The organism is Streptomyces sp. NEAU-YJ-81 (genome assembly GCF_017592595.1).
Lineage (GTDB): Bacteria > Actinomycetota > Actinomycetes > Streptomycetales > Streptomycetaceae > Streptomyces > Streptomyces hygroscopicus_B.
In genome coordinates this window covers 1,192,467-1,214,138 of the sequence record NZ_JAGFNO010000001.1, presented here as the reverse complement: position 1 = coordinate 1,214,138, position 21,672 = coordinate 1,192,467, and the positions used below count along the sequence as shown (strand labels likewise).

The following is a 21,672-nucleotide window of genomic DNA, read 5'->3' as shown; positions in this document are numbered from 1 at the left end:
CGGCCGCGCGTACGTCGCTCACAGCTCCCCCATCCGCCGGATAACGGGGGCCACGCGCTGCACGCCATGGCGGTAGGCACCGCGGGCCGCTTCGCGCATCGTGTTGCGCACCACCCGCCGCAACGCCGAGACCTGAGCCTCGTCCTCGGCCGAGGCCCCGGGGCGGGGCGAGCCGTCCGGCTCGAAGCCGTACCGGGCGAGCCGGCCGGGCAGATATCCGGGCGCGGTGGTGGGGGTGTAGAAGGGGGCGAGCGGCGGGAGGGCCGGTGCGGCGGCCAGCTCGGCGACCCGGTCCCGCGCGGCGTCGAACCAGGTCTCGTACGGCCCGTCGGCGGCGACGCCCTGGCGGCTGAGCCACTCGGCGTTCGGCTCCGGCAGGTGCCCGGCGTCCAGCTCGTCCCAGGAGGCGAGACAGCCGGAGCCGAGGAAGTGGTGGTTGCCGAGCGTCTCCCGCACCCCGAGGTCGGTGAGGACGGCGGTCGGTATGGAGCGGTGCAGCGACTCCAGGGCGGCCGTGGAGCTGACCGTGACCAGCAGGTCCGCGGTGTCCAGGACCTCGCCCATGTTCCCGTAGGCGAGCCGGAAGTTGGCGGGCAGCTCGTCGCCGAACTTGGCGATCAGCTTCTGGTAGGGAAGCTCTTCGATATGCGTGGTGTGCTCGCCCGGCTTGCTGCGCAGCTTGACCACGACCTCGCGGTCCGGATGGCGGCGCGCGTGCTCCACCGCGCGGCGCAGCAGATAGGTGCGGTCGGCGCGGTTGTCCGGGACGGACGGCTGGACGGCGAAGACGACCGTGCCGCCGGGGTACTTCCGCGCGAGCCGCGCCTTCGCGTCGTAGCGGTCGCCGCCGAGGAAGGGCAGCGCGCATTCGACGACGCTGTTCCCGTCGGCGCCGACGCCCGTGTAGACGTCGCGGAAGCGGTCGGCGTCATGGCGGGAGTTGGCCAGCACCACATCGGCGCCGTGGCGCAGCAGCAGACCGTCTGCCAGCTTCTCGTAGACGACACCGACATAGCCGGTGACGACCACGGGGCGGCGCTCGTCGTCCTGCCAGGCGTGGCGCAGTCCGTGCAGCATGGCCTGGACGGCGCCGCCGACCAGCGAGAGCACGATCACGTCATAGCGCTCACGGTCCACGGCCCGTACGAATTCCACGCCCGTGACCTCGCGCATCGCGTCGGCGCGCACCCCGACCTCGGTGAGCTGCCGGGCGGTCGGCGTGGCGCGGCCGCGCAGCAGGAAGCCGTCGAGGCGACGGCCCGAGGCTGAACCCGACTCGTCCGGTACGAGGCGATGCGCGGTGAGCGCGCCCCATTTCCACCGGGTGTCGGAATCGGCGAGCACGGCGACTCGCACGGAGGGATTGGTACGTGAGGACACGTCGCAGACGCTAGGAAGCGTTGTCGATTCACGGCCCAACGCAAGAGCAACAAAGGGTTAACAGAACGTCGACGATTGGAGAATCGGCTGGCTGGAGCGGCGGGTTAACCATTCCGACGTGTTTCGTTCACCTCTACGTACACCCTAGGTCAAGACGAATGCCGAACAGCGACCTAGCGTCACCCGCGTGGTTAAGCTCTCCGTCATCGTGCCGTTCTACAACGTGCAGACCTATGCCCCCGACACGCTCAGAAGTCTGCGCGCGAACGCGCGTGAGGACTTCGAATTCATTCTCGTCGACGACTGTGCCACCGACGGGACGCCGGAGATCCTGGAGCGCGCCGAACGCGACCTTCCGGGGGCCGTCTACGTACGGCACGAGAAGAACGGTGGGCTGGCCACCGCCCGGAACACCGGCCTGGACAACTCCACCGGCGAGTACATCACCTTCCTCGACGGCGACGACTGGCTCGCCCCCGGCTACTACGAGCAAATGCTCGCGGCGATCGAGGACTTGGGGTGCGACTTCGTCCGCACCGACCATGTCCAGTGCACCGCGCGAGCCCGCTCGATCACTCGGGTGCCGCACGGCCGTCGCAATGTGGTGATGAACCCGCGGGACGCGATCCTCCCGGCCGACCGCTCCACCTCCGTCGACTACCCCTATGCCTGGGCGGGCATGTACCACCGCCGCCTGGCCGACGAGGGGCTGCTGCACTTCACCCACGGACTGCGCACCGCCGAGGACCGGCCCTGGATCTGGCGGCTGCACCGCGAGGCCCGCAGCTTCGCCGTCCTCGGCGTGCACGGAGTGTTCTACCGGCGGGGGGTCTCCTCCTCGCTCACCCAGATCGGCGATGTGCGGCAGCTCGACTTCATTCGCGCATTCGACCAGGTCATCGAGGAAACCGCGCGGGACCGCGACGCCGACGCCCTGCTGCCGAAGGCCGTCCGCACCTACTGCGCGATCATTTCCCACCACCTGGGCAACATCGAGAGATTCGAACCACAAGTGGCCCGCAAACTCCGATCCATGTCGGCGGCGGCGATGAAACGCATGCCCCAGGACGTATTGAAGGACGCGCTGGATTCCATGGACTACGAGCGCGCCGCACGCCTGCGGCGAGTCAAGCGCCGGCCCGCCGGGGCGGAGGTGGCGGCCTGATGTCCGCCTACAAGCCGCTGGCGGAGCGCAAGCGCACCCAGATCTTCCTCGCCTCAACCCTCTACGGGGCGGCGACCCTCGCGGCCGCGATCGACGCGGACAGCGTCGGCCCGGCCGACCGCCGGCTGCTGCTGATCAGCAACAACGCCGCGACGCCGGAGACCACCCCGCCGGTCGACGAGATGCCCGGCTTCGAGCGGCTGCGCGGCCGCTTCGACCGGGTGCTGTCCTGGAACGAGACGATCTCGCCGTTCCACCCCGGCGGCTGGGCCCCGCGCGTGGACGACGCCCCGCTGTGGGAGCGCCATCTGCGGCTGCTGTGGAACCTGGGCGACGACAACATCGAGCTGATCCTGGAGTCCATCCAGGTCAACCCGGCGATGGCGGTCGCCAATGTCTTCCAGGGCGCGCCCATCGACGTCTACGCGGACGGTCTGATGAGCTACGGCCCGACCCGCAACAAGCTGGACCCGCTGATCGGCACCCGGATCCGCCGGCTGCTCCACCTGGACCTGGTGCCCGGGCTGCGGCCGCTGCTGCTGACCGAGTTCGGCGTCGAACCGGAGATCCTGCCGACCGAGGTGTTCACCAAGGTGCTCACCGAGGTCGCCGACGCCGCCCCGCGCGGTGTCGTCTCCGCCAGCGAGCGGATCGCCGTCGGCAACGGTCCGGCACTGATGCTCGGGCAGTATCTGTCCGCGCTGGACATCCTCACTCCGCAGGAGGAGGAAGAGCTGCATGTGCGGATGTTGCGCGGCGCCGTGGCGCTGGGCCACCGCACCGTCGTCTTCAAGCCGCACCCCACCGCCCCGGCCCGCTGGTCGCGGATGCTGGAGAAGAAGGCCGCGGAGCTGGGCGCGGAGCTGACCGTCATGGACACCCCTGTCCTGGCCGAGGTGCTGTACCAGCGGATGAGTCCGTCCCTGGTCATCGGCTGCTTCTCCACCGCGCTGCTCACCGCCGACGTCTTCTACGGACTTCCGGTGGCCCGGATCGGCACCGATACGCTGCTGGAGCGGCTCACCCCGTACCAGAACAGCAACCGCATGCCGGTGACGATCGTGGACGCGCTGCTGCCCGACCTCGAGGACCACAAGGCGGTGGCCGCCGCCCAGCCGGTCGACGAGCGGGCGGGCAAGCGGCTGACCGGACTGATCACCGCGGTCGGCTTCTGCATGCAGGCCAAGATCTACCCGGATCTGCGGCCCGCCACCGAGCGCTATCTGGCCGCCCACCTGGACAACCAGACCTGGCGCTACTTCAAGAAGCGCCGGCTGACCGCGCTCGCCCTGCCCGGGGCGGTCCCCTCGCAGCTCGCCTTCATCCCGCGCAATGAGACGGTGCGCAAGGTCGCCCGCCGGGCCCGGGCCATCAAGCGGGCCGCCCTCAAGCGGACGGTCACCGGATGAGCGCGCCGCCCGCCCCCGACGCCGGGCCGATATCCCCCGCGGCGGCGACGGCTCCCACGCCGACGCCGCCGCGTGCCCCCGATCTCGCTCTGGAGCGATCCGCCGAGCGCACCGCGAAGGCGGCCGCGCGCGGCGGCGGCCATCCGGTGCGGCTGCGCGCGCTGGACGGGCTGCGTCTGCTCGCCGCGCTCATGGTGGCCGCGTACCACTACGGCGGGCGCGACGGTGAGATAGCCCAGGCGTGGGGCTCCTCGCCCCGCGTCCAGTTCCCCACCCTCTCCAGCACCTTCGCCTACGGCTGTCTCGGCGTCCAGATCTTCTTCGTCATCAGCGGCTTCGTCATCTGCATGAGCGGATGGGGACGGCCGCTGCGCTCCTTCTTCGCCTCGCGCGTCTCCCGCCTCTACCCCGCCTACTGGGTCGCGATCATCCTGGTGACCGCCGTCTTCGCGCTCCCCTGGGTCACCTACAAGGCGGTGTCGCCCAGCGACGCGCTGGTCAACCTCACCATGCTGCAGCAGCCGCTCGGGGTGGACCGGGTACTGGGCGTGTGCTGGACCCTCTGGGCCGAGCTGCGGTTCTACGCCCTCTTCGCGCTGTTCGTGGTGCTGCCGGGCGCGACCCGGCATCGGGTGGTGCTCTTCTGCGCCGTCTGGACGCTGGGCTCGGCGTTCGCCGAGGCCGCGAACCTGCCGCTGCTGGACGTCGTCCTGATGCCGGAGTACTCCTCGTACTTCATCGGCGGCATGGGCATCTATCTGCTCCACCGCTTCGGCCATGACGCCTTGTCCTGGGGCATCATCGGGATCAGCTTCCTGATCGGCCAGCACTACGCGATCCGCGACCTGTGGCACCCGGCCAACATCGACGCGTTCTCCTACCGCTCGGCCGCCGCCATCATCGGCGTGGTCGCCTTCGGCTATGTGGCGGTGACACTGATCGCGCTCGGCAGGCTGAACTGGGCGAACTGGCGCTGGCTGACCGTGGCGGGCGCCCTGACCTACCCGTTCTATCTGGTCCATGAGCATCTGGGCTGGGTCGCCGTCTGGGCGTTCCACCGAAAGCTGGGCATCCCCTCCTACGGGACGTTCGCCCTGACCGTACTGGTGATGCTGGGCCTCGCCTGGCTGCTCTACCGCTTCGTCGAACAGAAGCTCACCCCGGTGATCAAGCGCTCGCTGACCACGGTCCGGCTGTAAGGGCTCGACGTACGCTCAGAGGCTCCCCTAGCCGGTTTCGGCGGCGAGGGGAGCCCTGCTCGTTGCCGACCTTGCCGACAACACCTCATGGATCACATGGCGCGCGTTGGCCGCCATCGTCGGATTCGTCTCGCGGTAGTACGGAAGCTGAATGAGCGCCATGCTCAGGGCCCAGCCCCGGCCCCGGGCCCAGGTGGCGTCGTCCGCGCCCACGCCCACGCCGAGCGCGGAGCGGAAGTCCTCCCGCACCGACGCCGGGAGCAGATTCCAGACCGGGATCAGATCGCAGGCGGGGTCGCCCACCCCGGCGGTTCCGAAGTCGATGACGGCGCTCAGCCGCCCGTCCGCGACCAGCAGATTGCCCGGCATCAGATCGGAGTGCACCCACACCGGCGGCCCGTCCCACCCGGGCGCCGCCAGCGCCTCCTCCCACGCCGCGGTAGCCGCCCCCGTGTCGATCGTGCCGTGCAGGAGGCCGATCGCGGTCCGAGTCTCCTCGTCGACCTCCCGCAGCGGCCCGCCCCGGTAGGCGGGCGGCCCGTCCGCGGGCTCGATCCGGCGCAGGGCGACGATGAACTCCGCGAGATCGGCGGCGAGCCGCCCGGGCCTTGCGACGCGCCCCTCCTGCGGATTCTCCCCGTCGAGCCACTGGTGGACCGTCCACGGCCAGGGGAAACCGTCCCCCGGCTCGCCCTTGCCGAGCACCGCGGGAATGGGAACCGGCAACGCGGGCGCGAGCCGTGGCAGCCAGTGGTGCTCCCGCTCCATGTCCCCGGCCCCACCCGCGATCCGCGGCAGCCGTACGGCGAGGTCGCCGCCGAGCCGGAACAGGGCGTTGACAGTGCCCGACGAGGCGAACCGCTCGATGGGCAACTCCGCCCACCGGGGGAACTGCGCGGCAAGCAGCCGCCGTACGAGAGCCACGTCGATGGGCCGTTCGTCGGCATGCATCGCGCTCGCGCTCATCGGCACCCCTTTCCTGAGTCGTGTGGGACACCACTACGCGTCAGGGAAGGGTCCGGCGGCAACCCAATTTGCCCGGAGGGCATCAGGGGGCCCGGCGGGTGGAGACGCCTGCGGCGCACTGCCCCCTCCCCCACCATCGATATGCGGCTCCGCCGCGTGGTGGGGCTCCGTCCCAGCCCCCGTTACCAGGGGGCGAAGCCCCCTGGTAACGGGGAGGGTCGGACAGGGGCGGACTTTCCCCTCCCCGCCCCTTCCCGAAACTGGGGCTCTGCCCCAGACCCCAGGTCCAGGGGCGTCTTCCCGCAGCACCGATATGCGGCTCCGCCGCGTGACAGAGATCCGCCCCAGCCCCCGGCCCCCGAGGGCGAAGCCCAATCCAGCCCTCCGGCGCTTGAGGAGCGGGGCCGGGGGCCGAGCCCCGGTTTCGGGAAGGGGCGGGGAGGGGAAAAATCCGCCCCTTCCCGGGCTCAGAGCCAGCGCGGGGCGTCGACGCCCAAGCGACCGGGCGGACGAGCCCAGTCCAGGGAGCCGTCCGGGCAAGCGATCGGGGAGCAGGCGTACCGCAGCATGCCGAGGTCCGAGGCGGTCTCGGCCAGCCAGGGCGCCGGGTCATGGGCGAGGCCACCGTCCCGCAGCGCGGGGGCGATGCCGTGCAAGAGCCAGGACGCCGTGCCCGCAAGCGAAAGCCGCAGATGGCGCCCGCCACCCACCTCCTGCCGCTCCGTCAGCGCCCGCAGCACCGCGCCCGCCAGCAGATAGCCAGTGCCATGGTCAAGCGCCTGGGCGGGCAGCACACCGGGGTGACCGTCGGCGTCGGCATCGGCGTCGGCCTTCGCCTCGATCGCGGCGATCCCGGTCGCCGCCTGGACCAGACTGTCGAAACCGCGCCGCCCGGCCCAGGGCCCCGACCAGCCCCATGCGCAGAGCTGGGCGACGATCAGCCCGGGGTGGCGCTCCAGCAGGGCGTCCGGGGCGAGGCCGAAGCGGTCGAGCGCACCGGGGCGGTAGCCGGTGACCACCGCATCGGCGTCGGCGAGCAGCGCCTCGAAGGTCCGGCGGTCCTCGGCCGCGCCGAGGTCGAGTGCGGCGGAGCGCTTGCCGAAGCCGGTGTCGGCGTGTGCGTCCGGGTCCTCGGGCAGCCCCGGGGAGTCGATGCGCAGCACATCGGCGCCCAACAGGGCCAGGGTGCGGGTGGCCACCGGCCCGGCGATGACCCGGGTCAGATCGAGCACGCGCACGCCGCGCGCGGGCAGCACAACGCTGGCGGACAGGGCCCCGCTGGTGGGTTGCGCCCCGCGCGCAGGCAGGGGCGCCTCCGGGAACGGGGCCGGGCGCAGGAGCGGGCGCGGGCGCGGGGCGCCCTCCCCAATCCGCCGGGACTCGATCAACGGCAGCCCGGCGAGCGGAATCTCGCTCTCGCCGGGCTCCGCCACGGCCACGGCCAGCCCGCCCGCCGCGTAGACGGTCTCCTGGATCGCCCGGGCGGGGCGGGCCGCGAGCGCCGCCGCGAGCTCGTCCGGCCCGCTGTCGCCGGACAGGCCGAGGGCGGTGAGCAGCCGGGCGCGGTGGTGCGGGTAGTTGGCGTGCGTACGGACCCAGCCGTCGGCCGCGCGCCAAAAGCCGGACAGCGGGGCGAAGTTGGTGGACTTCCGGCCGTCGATACGAAGGTGCCGTTCGCTGACGAACGCGGTGGCGACGGCGCCCTCGTCGACCCGTATCGCCGGAACGGCCCCGCCGGAGCGCCGCGCACCCAGTTCGGCGGCGGCCAGCGAGCATACGCCCACGGTGGCGCGGGCCAGCTCGGCCACGGGCAGCCGGGCGGGCAGTCCCCCGCTCACCGCGCGGTACGCCACGTTCCCCAGCAGCGCCGGGTCGCCGCCGAGGGCGGTCCAGGCGTGGAGGGTGGCCGAGTCCGGTGGTGCGTCGCTCCTCGTCATGCGCTCATTGTGCGCCGCAGCTCCAGGGCGCCCGGCGGCGAGTGCCCCGCCCCCTCCTCCTGGTCGGGGACGGAGAGGGCGGGCCGTACAAGGTGGGTGGCGAGCCCAGTGGTGGGCCTGGTGGTGGGCCTGGTGGTGAGCCTAGGCGGCGCCCGCCCGCCGGTAGAGGTCGAGGGCCTCGTTGCCCAGCGTCGGGTGGTATTCGTTCGCACCGGCGCTGACGCTGATGTTGCCGATCAGATAGCCCCCGCCGCCCGAGAAGTCGGCGAGGAAGCCGCCGCCGCTGGACCCTCCGGTCTGGACGCAGTCGATGCCCCACATCGTGGAGCCGGGGCGGCCCGCGTCGGCGAACTCATTGCCCTCGCAGTGGTTCAGCCGCTCGCCGTTGCCCTCGGCGGCGGAGCCTCCGTAGCCGAAGGAGTGGACATGGCGGCCGGTCTGCGAGTTGAAGGCGATGCCCTGCGCGCCCACGGTCTCGGCCAGGGTGCGGCCGTTCAACGTGTTCATGACGGCGAAGGCGTAGTCCCAGTTGGCGTTGCCCCGCGTGGAGACGTACTGGGGCTCCCAGAACAGACTGCGGGCGGAGAAGGTGCCGTAGGGGCGGTTGCCGTTGTTGTAGCCCGGGATGAAGACCCAGTTGCGGTAGCCCGTGCCGGTGGCCGCGTCCACGACGCAGTGGCCGGCGGTGAGCACGACGGACCGGTTGTCGCTGTTGGCGACGGTGGCCGAGCAGGCGAAGGTGCCACCCGAGGCGTTCTGGAAGAAGACCTTGCCCGCCGTGGTGCTGATCAGGCCGCCACCCGTCCAGGCGGTGGGGGAGGTGGCCCGGGTCGAGGGCGCGGAGGTGGACGCTGCGGGACCCGGCAGCGGGGGCACGCTCACCCGCTCGCCCGTAGTGGGCGGGGCGGTCGCGAGTTTCGCGGTGCGGGCGGCGGGCAGGGCGGTGACGTCCTGGGCGGCGCGCAGCCGGTCCGTCGTCCAGAAGCGGGCGGCGGCGCGCTGCTCCTCGGTGGAGACGGAGGTTCCGGCTCCCTCGGCGGAGGGGGCCGCGTGGGCGGCGGTTCCGGCGGTCCAGCCGAGAGTGGCGAGGGTGAGGGCGCTGAATAAGGTGGCGACACGTCTCATGCGGTGAGCTCCAAGTCCGTTGGAGGTACCCGAGAGCGTCGGACAACGTTGTCTGACGCTTTGTCGCCGACAGGGTGCCACGACTGGTCCAGACCTGTCATGGCATCGGACATCACAATGAGGGATCCCCCTAGACGAGTAGTTCCGAAAGGCTTGAAGCGTGGCGTGAGCGTGCGATAGCAGGGCCGCTGTTGCAGCCGATGCAGAACGAGATTCTTGATCGGGCGCTTGGCGGAGCCGCGAGGGGCTCCGACTGGATGGGGGTCGCACCGCGCAGCGGCTTCCGTAGCGCGGTGACGACGGTGGATGGACGCTTTCGCCGTTTTAGTTGTCTTGGCCTGCGGGGATGAAGTTCGCGTATTCCTCGATGCGGGTGATCAGACCCTTGTCGTCGAAGCGGAAGTACACCGCGGCGTGGACCTCGCCGCGCATGCCGTTGGCGGTGGCGACGTGCACCACGTGCTGCTGGAGGACTTCGCCGGGCTGTGAGAACTGGCGGGTGATGTCGTAGCGCATCAACTCGATGGATTCGATCTGCCCCTCCATCCCGGCGATGTTCTCCTCGATCGACTGCTCGCCCTTGCCGTCGTTGTGCCACACCGTCGTCGTCTCGGCACACATCGCGCGGGCGGCCTTCCAATCCCGGTTCTCCAGCGCGCGGAGGTAGGCGACGGCCTTGTCCTTGAGTTCCTGGCTCATGCGGGTTCTTCCTTCGGTACGAACTGCGGTGAACAGCGGATGGATTGAGGTGGGGTCAGCCCTGGTCGGCAGCGTGAATGAGGGCGCGCTCGCCGACCTCGATGCGCATCGGCAGGTGGTTGCCGGGCGGCGAGAGCGGACAGACGAACACCTCCTGATTCAGGTGGTGGTGCGAGAGGGTCGCCTTGTTGAAGTCGACGGTCACCGCGGAGCCGGGCTCCAGCAGCGGCAGGACCAGCCAGCGGCCGATCTGCGGCGTCGAATCGCCGTTGGTCTCGTCGGTGAAGATGACCAGGCGCTGGCCGGGCGACTCCTCCAGCACGGCCAGGACGTACTCGGTGCCCTGAGTGGTCACGACCAAGTCGACGGGGGCCAGGATCGCTTCCGTCGACCGCGGCGCGGTCAGCCGTTCCACCTCGATCCGACGCCCCGTCTCCGCGGCCCGGTAGTGGCCCTCGAACACCCACGTGGGGTCGTAGGGGAAGCGGTCGACGCCGCTGAGGCCGGAGTGCTCCACGCGAGTCTGGTCCATGACGATGACGCCATAGAAGCCGTCGGCTCCGCCGGCGAACCCGTTCAGGCCGCCGGGAAAGTCCAGCTTGGCGCCGGAGGGGACTTCGGCGGTGCCGTCGACCGTTTCGCCGTTGACGCGCACGCCGTCGGCGGCCTTGGCCGTCACGGTCAGCGCGCCGGTTTCGGTGGTGGTCCAGATGCCGGGCAGGCCGTCCAGCGTGTGCGCATCGTGGCCGCTGATCTTGGCCTTGGCGGTGACCGTGCCTTTCCCGTTGACTCCGGCGATCTCCTCCCACCGGCCCTCGCGCCAGGCGTCGTAGTCGGCGGGAATCTGCGGTGCAGTCATGGGGGTGCTCTCTTCCTCTCCACCGCGCCATGGGGTCGCGGCAGGTAGCGCTGCGTGAGGCGTGCGCGGGCATGGTTGCTCAGCCCGACGACGCGCACGCCGGTGCGCGGCAGTGGTTGCGTATCAGGCAAGTAAGGGGGTGCGGTTGCTGCCCGGCAGGCAAGCCGGGCAGCCGGGGTCAGGCGCGGCGCGCGGCCCACACGGTGCGCTCGGTCCGCACGGTGAGGTCGTCGCGGCGCAGGATGCTCTTCGGGCCGCTTTCGTCCAGGAGTTCGTCGAGTGCGGCAAGGTCCGCGGCGTCGAGCGCGGGGGCGGCGACGCCGCGGATGCGCTGCAGGCTTCCCAGGGCGTAGCGGCCGATGGTCTCGCTGCGGCTGCCTGCGATGTTGACGGTGATGGTGCGCTCGTCCTCGACGGCGAACCCGGCGGCGGTCAGCATCGGCCCCCAGTCGGCGCCACGGTGCGGGACGTGCTCGGCGTGGAAGCTGTCGGTCGCGGCATGCGCGCGCTCCTCGAGTCCGGGCCGCTCTTCGGGGGCGTCGGCGGGCAGGAACCGGGGGAAGCCGTCCAGCTCGACGACCGCGAACAGGCCGCCCGGCGCGAGGAGTTCGTGCACGCCGGCCAGTGCCCGCGTGGGGTGGGCCAGGTGATGCATCGACGCCGAGGCCCACACCAGGTCGGGTGTGCCGAGGTCAGGCCAGTGGTTGGTGTCGAGGTCGGCCTGCACGGTGCGCACCCGGTCCTGCACGCCGCGGGCGCACGCCTTCTCCCGCAGCAGCTGCAGGTGGCCGGCAGAGGTATCGACGGCGGTGACATGTGCATCGGGGAAGCGTTCGACGAGCGCGAAGGTACCCGCGCCGGTGCCGCAGCCCAGGTCCACGATCTGGCGCGGCTCGGCCTTCAAGGGCAGCCAGGCGGTGATGTCCGCGATGTGCTCGGCGAGGACCTCGGCGTCCAGGTCGAGGATTTCCGCCTGGCCGCTGTCGTCGTGCTGCTCGTGGTGGTGGCCGTGCGAGCCGCCATGGTGCGGGGTGTGTTCGCGTCCTGGGGTCATGGCCCCACCGTAAGTACTCCATGCGTGAACCGCACGACCTCTTGCGTACTAGGCAACAAGGTCGCCCGATGTGCTGCCCGCCACGCAAGATCATCCCTCGTGTGGCGGCGCAGCCCCCGTCCCGCGGGTGCTACTCGCAGGGCCCCTTCGCGCCGTCGCACCCGCCGTTCTCGCCTGCGTCGCGCTGGTGGCCGCGGCGGGCATCTCGGTCGAAGATCCCCATGATCTCGCACGGTCCGCCCTCGGCGCCGATCGCGTGCGGCATCATGGTGGGGAACTCGGCAGCCTGGTTCGTCTCGATCCGGAACCGTCGGTGCCCGAGCATCAGGATCGCCGTACCGGAGAGCACGACAAGCCATTCGCGGCCCGGGTGAGCACGCATGCGGGCCGGGTTGTCCGGCGGGGGTTCGGTCATCCGCTGACGCATGACGCTCATGCCGGGGTCGCCCTTTATCGGCCAGCGCATCAGGCCGTGGGTGCCGTCGATCATCGGGCTGATGACGACGTCGTCGGCCGCGTTCTCCACGAGCTGGTCCAGCGTCGTGTCCAGAGCGCGGGCGATAGTCACAAGCTGGTCCAGGGCGAGGCGGCGCTGACCGTTCTCGATCCGGCTCAGCGAGGACTGGCTGAGCTTGGCACGGGAGGCGAGTTCCTCCAGGGACCACCCCTGCGCGACCCGCAGGGCACGGATCCGTTTGCGCACGAGGCTGTCCAGCTGCCCATCTTCTTGCGTCATAGGCAACATGGTATGCCCTTGCTGCAAGGTGGGCTTAACGTCGAATGCGGATGGTCCAGCACGGGGGCCACGTACGACGAAAGGGCGCGACGTGTCTGCGCAGACTTCCCGCTACGAGAGCGACACCCTGCCCACCGACACCGTGGACGCGGTGGTCGTCGGCGGCGGCGCCGCCGGCCTGAACGGTGCACTCATGCTCGCACGCTCACGCCGCTCGGTCGTCGTCATCGACAGCGGCACCCCGCGCAACGCGCCCGCCGCAGCCATGCACGGCTTCATCGTCCTGGACGGCACCCCGCCGCCCGAGATCCTCAAGCGCGGCCGGGCGCAGGTCCGCCAGTACGGCGGCCAGATCGTCTTCGGCGAAGTCGCCGCCGCCGCGCCCGCCGACCCCGTCGATGGGGACCTGCGCTTCACCGTCACCCTCACCGACGGCCGCAGCGTGACCGCGCGCCGCGTCTTGGTGGCTACCGGCCTGCGCGACGTGCTGCCCGACGTGCCGGGTCTGGCCGAGCGCTGGGGCCACTCCGTTGTGCACTGCCCCTACTGCCACGGCTGGGAGGTCCGCGACGAGCCGATCGGCATCCTCGCCACCAGCCCCGCCTCCCTCCACCACGCACTGCTGTTCCGTCAGCTCACCGACGATCTGGTCTATTTCACGAACGGCACCGCCCTCGATGCGGACACCCGCGCCCGGTTCGCCGCCCGCAACATCCGCATCGTCGAGACCGGGGTGCGGGAAGTCGTCGAGGAGGACGGGGCTCTCGCCGGTCTGCGCCTGGTCGACGGCTCCTTCGTCGCCCGGCGCGTGATCGCGGTCGCCACGCAGATGCAGGCCCGCGCCGAGGGCCTGGACGGGCTGAAGCTGCCGATGGAGGACCTGCCCGACAACATGGGCCGCCGTTTCGCCTCCGCCATGGCCGGTACCACCGACGTCCCCGGCGTATGGGTCGCCGGAAACGCAACCGACCTCACCGCTCAGGTCGGCGCGTCCGCCGCGGCCGGAGCCCTGGCCGGATCCCACATCAACGCCCTGCTCGCGGCTGCCGACACCGACGCGGCCCTCGCCGCCGCCCAGGCCGAGAACGCTCCCGCCTGACACTCCCGCTGCCGTAGCTGAACCGCGCGACCGCCCAGCCCTCCGCGCGGCGAACTGCCCTCCTGCTTCACCCCCTTGGCGACCGGCCCTGTCCCGGCGCTGATTCCGCATGCCCTTTTCGGAAGGAAATCATGAGTAGCAACCAGCCTCCCCAGGCGGCGGCCGTGCCAGTGAGCGGCGGGGGTACGCCGGATGCGCGTCAGCTGCGCGCGATCCTGATCACCGTGTCGATCGCGCTGATGGCCGTCATCGCCTCGGTGTCCGGCCTGAACGTCGCACAGACCCACATGGCCGTCGAGTGGGGCGCTTCGCAGACCACCGTCCTGTGGATCATCAATATCTACACCCTCGCTCTGGCCGCGCTGCTGCTGCCGCTGGGCGCGATCGGTGACCGGCTGGGCCGCAAGCCCATGCTGATCACCGGCCTGATCATCTTCGGTGCCGCGAGCGTCGTCGCGGGGCTCGCCCCGTCGGCCGGGGTGATGATCGGCGCCCGTGTGGCCGCGGGCATCAGTGCCGCGATGATCATGCCGATCACGCTGGCCGTCATCACCTCGACGTTCCCCGAGGAAGAACGGGGCAAGGCGATCGGCGTGTGGACCGGTGTCGCGGGAGGTGGCGGCATCCTGGGCATGTTCCTTTCCGCGCTCCTGGTGGACGTCGCGGACTGGCGGTGGCTGTTCGTGCTGCCCGTGGTCCTGGTCGTGATCGCGCTGGCGATGACGTTCAAGTCGGTGCCCAACTCCCGTGAACGCTCCTCCCATTCGTTCGACACCATCGGCGCGCTGGTGTCGACCATCTCCGTCATCGGCCTGATCTTCGTGCTGCAGGAAGGCCCGGAGCGCGGCTGGACCGACTCGATCACCCTGATCAGCCTGGCCGTCGGCGTGATCGCCGCGATCGTGTTCGTGGCCTGGGAGCTTCGCCGCCGCGACGCATCCTTGCTGGACGTACGCCTGTTCCGGGAGCGCGGCCTGGCCAGCGGCTCGATCACGCTGCTCGTCGTCTTCGGCGTCCAGGCCGGTATCGCCGTAGTGCTGTTCCCGTTCTTCCAGGCCGTCCTCGGCTGGTCGGGTCTGCTGTCCACGGTGGCGATGATGCCGATGGCGATCATGATGATGATGGCTTCCGGCCTGGCCCCGAAGATGGCTGCCAAGATCGGCGCCCGCTCCACCATGACCGTGGGCGTCGCCCTGGCCACCGTCGGCCTCGCGCTGATGGCGCTGTTCGTGTCCGTCGACGGCGGCTACCTGTCCATCCTGGCCGGCATGCTCGCCATGGGCATCGGCATGGGCCTGTCGATGACGCCGTCCACCGAGGCCATCACCAGCTCGCTGCCCCGCGCCAAGCAGGGCGTGGCCTCCGCCCTCAACGACGTCACCCGCGAATTCGGCACCGCCCTTGGCGTCGCGATGCTCGGCGCGCTCCTGGCCAACGGCTACCGCAGCGCCATCGACGACAAGCTCGGCGGCATCCCCCAGGGGGCCGCGGACACCGCACACGAAGGCATTGCCAACGCCGTCGAGGTGGCCCCGAGCACTGGCAGCCACGCCCAGGACCTGATCCACACCGCGCAGCAGTCCTTCGTCGACGGCTGGCAGCAGGCCATGTGGGTAGGAGCCGCCGTCATGGGCGTGCTGCTCGTCTACGTCGCTCTTCGCGGGCCGAAGGGCTCAGACCCCGCCATCGTGGAGGCGGCGGAGACCACGGAGACCGTCGCCGTCCGGTGACGCTTAAGAACTGGGCGGATCATCCGTCAGGCGTTGGGCACCGCGATACCGCGGTGCCCGACGCCCCAGCTCAGCAGCGCACGTCGCAACGGGGACGCCCATGCCGAACGAGCTCCTGGACTGGGAGGCGTTCCGGCGCGGGTGAGCTGCGCCCTACCGCGAGCCCGCCGGGGCCAGGGTCGCCTCGATACCCGCCACGACGGTGCGCAGCCCCTCCTCGAAGCGCGCCTCGTAGTCCTGGAACAGGTCCGCGCTCACCTCCGCCGACAGCTCGTAGCCCTCGGCGGCCATGCGCTCCTCGCGCTCGGTGACGTCGTAGCCCGGGGCCCGCTCGCCCGGCCGGGGCTCGACCGACTGCTCCTCGATCACGAAGCCGAGCGTGAAGCTGTACGCGATGAACGAGGCGCGGGCGGCGGCGCTCGGCGTGAAGCCCGCCGCGACGAAGGTGCGCAGGTGCTCCTCCTGCGGCCCGGCGTGGTCGGTGCCGGTGAACCGGCTGCCGCTGAAGACCTTCGCGCCGTCGCGGTAGCCGAGCAGGGCCCGGCGCAGGGCGCGGTGGACCTCGATGAGCCGCTCCTGCCAGGTGACGTCACCGAGGTCGCCGTACGTCTCATACATACGCCGGTACATGGCGGTGCTCATCTCGTCGAGCAGCGCCTGCTTGTTCTTGAAGTGCCAGTACAGGGCGGGGGCCTGGACGTTCAGCTCCTTGGCGATGCGGCGCAGGGTCAGCCCTTCGAGGCCCACCTCGTTCAGCAGCCGCAGGGCGGTGTCCACCACGAGGGTCCGGTCGAGTCGCGTCGTCGCCATCCGGTCATTCTCTCCGCTCACGAGGGGCCCCTTGACAACTTAACGCCGTTAAGCGCACGCTCTCCACCATGCAACTTAACAACGTTAAGGACGTCTCACCCGTGGACGTACTGATCGTCGGGGCCGGTCCGGCCGGGCTCACCCTCGCCATCGATCTGGCCCGGCGCGGGGTGCGGGCCCGGGTCGTCGAGCGCGGCGAAGGGCTGTTCCCGGGTTCGCGCGGCAAGGGGCTGCAGCCCCGCACCCAGGAGGTCTTCGACGACCTCGGCGTCAGCGGCGCCGTACGCGAGGCGGGCGGCCCGTATCCGCCGATGCTGGGGTGGCAGGACGAGCGGCCGCTCGGGGAGTTCCAGATGATCGAGCGGGCCGATCCGGGGCCGGACCGGCCGTACCACGAGATCTGGATGCTGCCGCAGTGGCGGACGGTGGAGATCCTTTACGCGCGACTCGAAGAGCTGGGCGGCGGCGTCGAGTTCGGCACCGCGCTCACCGGCCTGGCGCAGGACGCGCACGGGGTCACGGCGCACCTCGCCCACGCCGACGGCTCGGCCGGGACCGCGCGCGCCGCCTACCTCGTGGCGGCCGACGGCGGCCGCAGCACCATCCGCAAGGCGCTCGGCATCGGCATGACGGGCGAGACGGTCGACCCGGCGCCGACACTGATCGCGGACGTGGTGATCGCCGGACTGGACCGCGACCGCTGGCACGTGTGGCAGCACGCGAAGGGCGGCGGCATCGGGCTGTGCCCGCTCGCCGGGACCGACCAGTTCCAGGTCGCCGCGCAGTACGACGAACCGGGCGCCGTCCCCGACACCTCCCCCGAGGCGGTACGGCAGCTAATCGCCGACCGCACCCATCTCACCGCCACCGATGTGCGATGGTCCTCGACCTTCACCCCCCGCGCGGCGATGGCGGACCGCTTCCGCGAAGGCCGGGTGTTCCTGGTCGGCGACGCCGCCCACATCCACTCCCCGGCGGGCGGCCAGGGGCTCAACACCAGCGTGCAGGACGCGTACAACCTCGGCTGGAAGCTCGGGCAGGTGGTGCGGCACGGCGCGGATCCGGAGCTGCTCGACAGCTACGAGGCCGAGCGGCTGCCGGTCGCGGCGGGGGTGCTCGGCATCAGCACGCGGATCCACCGGGCGCACCGGTCGGGCGACGCGGAGGGGCGACGGCGAACGACGGAGGTCCACCAACTGGGGCTGACCTACCAGGACGGACCGCTAGCCATGGACGACCGGGAGGACCGGGGCCCGGTAGGGGCGGGCGACCGCGCCCCGGACGCCCCGTGCGCACTGCCGGACGGGACACCCGTCCGCCTCTTCGACGTCCTGCGAGGGCCGCACTTCACCCTGCTGGTCCTCGGCGACGCGACACCGCCGGCCACCGACTTCGGGGGCCTCGCCCCCACCCTGGCGGCGGCCGAATGCCTGCACACCATCCGCACCGGCGGCCCGAACCCCGACCTCCTGGACCCGGACGGCCACCTAGCCGCCGCCTACGGCCCCGGCCCGGCCACCTTCCTCATCCGCCCGGACGGCTATGTCTGCTGGGCGACGGACGGCGCGCGGGTACGACCCACTCGCTGAGCGCGACACCCGACAGGCAGCCCGCTAACCGCCCCACGGCGGCAAGCGACTCGTGCCACCGGCGGGGAGCCGCAACCCGGCCCCGGGGCCGAATACCGAGTGCGGACCGCGGGCGCCTCCGGCGGAAAGTCCCCACCCCGCCCCTTCCCACAGCATCAATATGCGGCTCCGCCGCGCGGAATGGGGCTCCGCCCCCTGGACCCCCACCGGGGCTCCGCCCCGGACCCCGCTCCTCAAACGCCGGAGAGACTGAACAGCGGGCTCCGCCCCGGACCCGCTCCTCAAACGCCGGAGGGGCTGAAATCACGGCCCGGCCCGAACGCGGGACGGACAGGCGCCCCGCACCACCGGCGGGGAGCCGCGAGTGAGACAGGAGGGGGTGGGGTCGCAGGGGTGGTGTCCTGGACGCTTTCGCATATTTGTGGCGCCAATCCCCGGCCCACCCCACGCCTCCGGGCACCGGCGCCGTAAATATGCGGTCCAGGGCGCCGCACCGGAGGCCCCGCCCCCGGCACCCACCACAAACAGCAGGCGCACCACCCACCCACCCGCACCCAGCGGAACCCGCACCCACCACGAACAGCAGGCGCACCACCCACGCCCCCGCCCCGCAAAGGGCGCGATCAGTTGGCGAAGTCCAGCAGCACCTTGCACGACTGGCCGCGGTCGGCGGCCTGGCCGAACGCCTCCACCGCCTCCCGCGCCGGCCGCACCCCGCTGATCAGCGCGTCGAACGACGGGTCGGCCGCCAACAGCCGCAACGCGTCGTCGAACTCGGCGTGGAAGCGGAGCGCGCCGCGCAGCTCGATCTCCCGGGCGACCAGCAGGTTTCCGGCGAACGGGCTCTGCCCGGGCGGCAGCATGCCGAGCTGGACCACCACTCCCCCGCGCCGCACCCGGCGCAAACAGGTGTCGAGCCCAGCCGCAACGCCCGACGCCTCGATCGCGACGTCCATCTCGTCCGAGGGCCAGTTCGGGTCGTCCGGGTCGTCGGCCCGTACGCAGGCCGTCGCCCCGGCCGCCGCCGCGAACTCCAGGGCGCGGGGCAGCAGATCGGTCGCCGTGATGGTCGCCGCGCCCGCCGCTCGGGCCGCCGCGATGGTCAGACAGCCGATCGGACCGGCGCCCGTGACCAGCACATGGCGGCCCTTCACCGGGCCCGCCCGCCGCACCGCGTGCAGCGCCACGGCCAGCGGTTCGGCGAGCGCGGCCCGGCGCGGCTCCAGCCCCTCGGGGAGGGCCCGGAGCTGCGCCGCCGGGACGGCGATCTGGGAGGCGAAGCCGCCTTGGACATGCGGGGTGCGCGCGGCGCTACCCAGATAGCGGGTGTCGCGGCAGACGTTGGCGCGGCCGTCGGAGCACTCCGGGCACACCCCGCACGGCGTGGCCGGGTGGACGGCGACCGGGGTGCCGACCGCGGGTCCGGTCGCGCCCTCGCCGTACGCCACGACCGTGCCGACGACCTCGTGCCCGAGCACCATCGGCTCCTGGAGCCGGAAGTCGCCCACCCCGCCGTGCCGGTGGTAGTGGAGATCGGATCCGCAGATCCCGCCGTACCGGATCGCCACGAGCGCCTGCCCTGGCGCCGGTTCCGGCTCGGGGAGTTCCTCGATCCGCAGATCACCCTGTCCGTGGATCACACAGCCCAGCACCATCCGCCCAGCCTCCTCATCCTCATATGGTTTCAGGGTTCAGAGCCCGCCAGGGCTCAGAGCACGCTCGTCATGCCGCCGTCGACGTACAGGATCTGTCCGCTCACGAAGTCCGCGGCGGGGGAGGCGAGATAGAGCAGCGCGCCGACCAGGTCCTCGGTGCGGCCCCAGCGCCCCGCCGGGGTCCGTCCGCGCACCCAGGAGCTGAACTCCTCGTCCTCGACGAGCGGCCGGGTCAGCTCGGTCTCGATATAGCCGGGGCCGAGCCCGTTGACCTGGATCCCGTACCGGCCCCAGTCCGCGCACATGCCCTTGGTGAGCATCTTCAGTGCGCCCTTGGTCGCCGAGTACGGGGCGATTCCGGGGCGGACCACCTCGCTCTGCAGGGAGCAGATGTTGACGATCTTGCCGTGGCCGCGTGTGGTCATCCGCCGGGCGGTCTCCCGGCCCACCAGGAAGGCACTGGTGAGGTTGGTGTCCAGGATCTGCCGCCAGGCGTCGTCGGTGAACTCCAGCAGCGGCGCCCGGTTCTGCATCCCGGCGTTGTTGACCAGGATGTCGAGCGGGCCCACCCGCTCCTCCACATCGGCGATACCGGCGGCCACGGCCGGGCCGTCGGTGACGTCGAACGCGGCAGTGTGCACCCCCGCGTCGGCGCCGCCGAGCTCGGCGGCGGCCTTCTCGAGGGCGTGCGGATCGCGCCCGTTGAGCACCACCGTGCAGCCGGCCTCCACCAGACCGCGCGCGAGGGCGTGGCCGATGCCCCGGCTGGAGCCGGTGACCAGCGCGGTGCGGTCCGCGATGTCGAAGAGCGGATGTGTCGTCATGGCGTACGTACCTCTCCGGTGCTCAAGTCACCAGTTCCTAGATCACCAGGGACAGCAGCAGGACGAAGACGAGCCCGACGACGGAGATGATCGACTCCATCACCGACCAGGTCCGCACCGTCTGCCCCACGCTCATCCCGAAGTACTCCTTGACCAGCCAGAATCCCGCGTCGTTGACATGGCTGAAGAAGAGCGACCCGGCGCCGATGGACAGCACCAGCAGCGCCACATGGGTGCTCGACATATCCGCGGCCAGCGGGGTCATCAGCCCGGCGGCCGAGATCGTGGCCACCGTCGCCGAGCCGGTGGCGAGGCGGATGGCGACCGCGATCAGCCAGGCGAGCAGCAGCGCGGAGACGTTCCAGTCCTGCGAGATGTCCATGATCATCTTGCCGACGCCGATGTCGATCAGGGTCTGCTTGAAGCCGCCGCCCGCGGCGACGATCAGCAGCATTCCGGCGATCGGCGCGAGCGAGTGCTCCACGGTGGAGGAGATCCGGTCCCGGGTGAAGCCCGCGGCCCGGCCGAGGGTGAACATGCCCACGATCACCGCCGCCAGCAGCGCGATCAGGGGAGCGCCGATGACGTCCGCGACGCGCTGGCCGGTGTTCTCCGGGTCGTCCACCACGATGTCGACGAGCGCCTTGATCAGCATCAGCACGACCGGGAGCAGCACGGTGAGCACGGTGACGCCGAACCCGGGACGCCGCTTCAGCTCCTCCGACGGCCGCGTGGGCATCAGCCGGTCCGGCGGGGTGACGTGCACCCAGCGGTCGGCGACGCGCGAGAAGACCGGGCCCGCGATGATGGCGGTGGGCACGGCGATGAGGACGCCGAGCGCCAGGGTGATCCCCAGGTCGGCGTGGACCGCGTCGATCGCGGCGAGCGGGCCGGGGTGCGGCGGCACCAGGCCGTGCATCACGGACAGGCCCGCGAGCGCCGGGATGCCGATCCGCATCAGGGAGAAGTTGCCGCGCTTGGCGACCAGCAGCACCACCGGGATCATCAGCACCATGCCGACCTCGAAGAAGAGCGGCAGCCCGATGATCCCCGCGATCAGCACCATCGCCCAGGGCATCGTCCGGTTGCTCGCCTTGGCGAGGATCGTGTCGACGATCTGGTCGGCGCCCCCGGAGTCGGCGAGCAGCTTGCCGAGGATCGCGCCGAGCGCGATCAGCACGCCGACGCCCGCGACGGTCGACCCGAGGCCGGCCGAGAAGCTGGTGATGACCTTGTCGAGCGGGGCTCCCGCGACGGCGCCGAGCGCCAGCGAGCCGATCGTCAGCGACAGAAAGGCATGCAGCTTGGTCTGGGTGATGAGGAGGACGAGAACGGCTATGCCGACGAGGACGGCTATGCCCAGCTGTGCGTGACCGGCCGACGTGATCGGGTCGACGGTGTCCGCTGCCAGCATCTCGACGCTGAGTCTGGTCACG

18 protein-coding genes are annotated in these 21,672 nt (G+C 71.3%); 6 read left to right on the top strand and 12 right to left on the bottom strand.

Going from position 1 to position 21,672, the window contains the following annotated elements:
• Nucleotides 1-18 precede the first annotated feature (18 nt).
• Complete coding sequence (locus J5X86_RS05260) at nucleotides 19-1,344, bottom strand: DUF6716 putative glycosyltransferase (protein WP_208515679.1); 1,326 nt, start codon at nucleotides 1,342-1,344, stop codon at nucleotides 19-21.
• A gap of 223 nt (nucleotides 1,345-1,567) precedes the next feature.
• On the opposite strand from J5X86_RS05260, the gene J5X86_RS05255 reads away from it, so the two are divergent.
• The 3 genes from J5X86_RS05255 to J5X86_RS05245 are packed head-to-tail and all read left to right on the top strand — an operon-like array spanning nucleotide 1,568 to nucleotide 5,153.
• On the top strand, nucleotides 1,568-2,545 hold the full coding sequence (locus tag J5X86_RS05255; RefSeq protein WP_078641949.1) for a glycosyltransferase family 2 protein: 978 nt from the start codon (nucleotides 1,568-1,570) through the stop codon (nucleotides 2,543-2,545).
• A complete protein-coding gene (locus J5X86_RS05250; RefSeq protein ID WP_208515572.1) occupies nucleotides 2,545-3,954 on the top strand; it encodes a polysialyltransferase family glycosyltransferase in 1,410 nt (469 codons plus the stop codon). Before J5X86_RS05255 ends, J5X86_RS05250 begins: the two co-directional genes overlap by 1 nt.
• Nucleotides 3,951-5,153, top strand: a complete 1,203-nt coding sequence (locus tag J5X86_RS05245) for an acyltransferase (RefSeq protein ID WP_208515571.1) — start codon at nucleotides 3,951-3,953, stop codon at nucleotides 5,151-5,153. The genes J5X86_RS05250 and J5X86_RS05245 overlap by 4 nt, the downstream gene beginning before the upstream one ends.
• A gap of 27 nt (nucleotides 5,154-5,180) precedes the next feature.
• Here the strand turns inward: J5X86_RS05245 and J5X86_RS05240 are convergent, their stop codons facing one another.
• From J5X86_RS05240 to J5X86_RS05210, 7 genes are all read right to left on the bottom strand, one after another.
• Entirely contained in the window at nucleotides 5,181-6,119 is a 939-nt protein-coding gene (locus J5X86_RS05240; protein ID WP_208515570.1) for an aminoglycoside phosphotransferase family protein, read from the bottom strand.
• 467 nt (nucleotides 6,120-6,586) lie between these two features.
• The gene (locus tag J5X86_RS05235; RefSeq protein WP_208515569.1) at nucleotides 6,587-8,056 is read right to left on the bottom strand and encodes a CoA transferase; all 1,470 of its coding nucleotides are present in this window, start codon (nucleotides 8,054-8,056) and stop codon (nucleotides 6,587-6,589) included.
• A gap of 141 nt (nucleotides 8,057-8,197) precedes the next feature.
• Nucleotides 8,198-9,181 carry a hypothetical protein gene (locus J5X86_RS05230; RefSeq protein WP_208515568.1) on the bottom strand — a complete coding sequence of 328 codons (984 nt, stop codon included), beginning with the start codon at nucleotides 9,179-9,181 and terminating at the stop codon, nucleotides 8,198-8,200.
• A gap of 324 nt (nucleotides 9,182-9,505) precedes the next feature.
• Entirely contained in the window at nucleotides 9,506-9,880 is a 375-nt protein-coding gene (locus tag J5X86_RS05225; RefSeq protein ID WP_208515567.1) for a nuclear transport factor 2 family protein, read from the bottom strand.
• A gap of 55 nt (nucleotides 9,881-9,935) precedes the next feature.
• A complete protein-coding gene (locus J5X86_RS05220; protein WP_208515566.1) occupies nucleotides 9,936-10,739 on the bottom strand; it encodes a DUF1684 domain-containing protein in 804 nt (267 codons plus the stop codon).
• 178 nt (nucleotides 10,740-10,917) lie between these two features.
• Nucleotides 10,918-11,793, bottom strand: coding sequence for a trans-aconitate 2-methyltransferase (locus tag J5X86_RS05215; RefSeq protein WP_208515565.1), 876 nt, complete (start codon nucleotides 11,791-11,793; stop codon nucleotides 10,918-10,920).
• A gap of 130 nt (nucleotides 11,794-11,923) precedes the next feature.
• On the bottom strand, nucleotides 11,924-12,529 hold the full coding sequence (locus J5X86_RS05210) for an XRE family transcriptional regulator (protein WP_208515564.1): 606 nt from the start codon (nucleotides 12,527-12,529) through the stop codon (nucleotides 11,924-11,926).
• A gap of 91 nt (nucleotides 12,530-12,620) precedes the next feature.
• Here J5X86_RS05210 and J5X86_RS05205 point away from each other — a divergent pair, with 91 nt between their 5' ends.
• Both J5X86_RS05205 and J5X86_RS05200 read left to right on the top strand, forming a co-directional pair.
• Entirely contained in the window at nucleotides 12,621-13,628 is a 1,008-nt protein-coding gene (locus J5X86_RS05205; protein ID WP_308124443.1) for an NAD(P)/FAD-dependent oxidoreductase, read from the top strand.
• A 131-nt stretch (nucleotides 13,629-13,759) separates the two neighbouring features.
• Entirely contained in the window at nucleotides 13,760-15,358 is a 1,599-nt protein-coding gene (locus J5X86_RS05200) for an MFS transporter (RefSeq protein ID WP_208515562.1), read from the top strand.
• Nucleotides 15,359-15,511: 153 nt separating this feature from the next.
• On the opposite strand, the gene J5X86_RS05195 is transcribed toward J5X86_RS05200, so the two are convergent.
• Nucleotides 15,512-16,168, bottom strand: a complete 657-nt coding sequence (locus J5X86_RS05195) for a TetR/AcrR family transcriptional regulator C-terminal domain-containing protein (protein WP_208515678.1) — start codon at nucleotides 16,166-16,168, stop codon at nucleotides 15,512-15,514.
• Nucleotides 16,169-16,236: 68 nt separating this feature from the next.
• Between J5X86_RS05195 and J5X86_RS05190 the strand changes: the two genes are divergently transcribed.
• Nucleotides 16,237-17,757, top strand: coding sequence for an FAD-dependent oxidoreductase (locus tag J5X86_RS05190; protein ID WP_208515561.1), 1,521 nt, complete (start codon nucleotides 16,237-16,239; stop codon nucleotides 17,755-17,757).
• Nucleotides 17,758-18,380: 623 nt separating this feature from the next.
• On the opposite strand, the gene J5X86_RS05185 is transcribed toward J5X86_RS05190, so the two are convergent.
• From J5X86_RS05185 to J5X86_RS05175, 3 genes are read right to left on the bottom strand one after another with little or no spacing between them, the layout of a single operon-like run.
• The gene (locus J5X86_RS05185) at nucleotides 18,381-19,412 is read right to left on the bottom strand and encodes an L-idonate 5-dehydrogenase (RefSeq protein WP_208515560.1); all 1,032 of its coding nucleotides are present in this window, start codon (nucleotides 19,410-19,412) and stop codon (nucleotides 18,381-18,383) included.
• A gap of 53 nt (nucleotides 19,413-19,465) precedes the next feature.
• Nucleotides 19,466-20,236 (bottom strand): SDR family oxidoreductase, encoded by a 771-nt coding sequence (locus J5X86_RS05180; protein WP_208515559.1) that lies wholly within the window; start codon nucleotides 20,234-20,236, stop codon nucleotides 19,466-19,468.
• 37 nt (nucleotides 20,237-20,273) lie between these two features.
• A complete protein-coding gene (locus J5X86_RS05175; RefSeq protein WP_208515558.1) occupies nucleotides 20,274-21,671 on the bottom strand; it encodes a gluconate:H+ symporter in 1,398 nt (465 codons plus the stop codon).
• Nucleotide 21,672 lies beyond the last annotated feature (1 nt).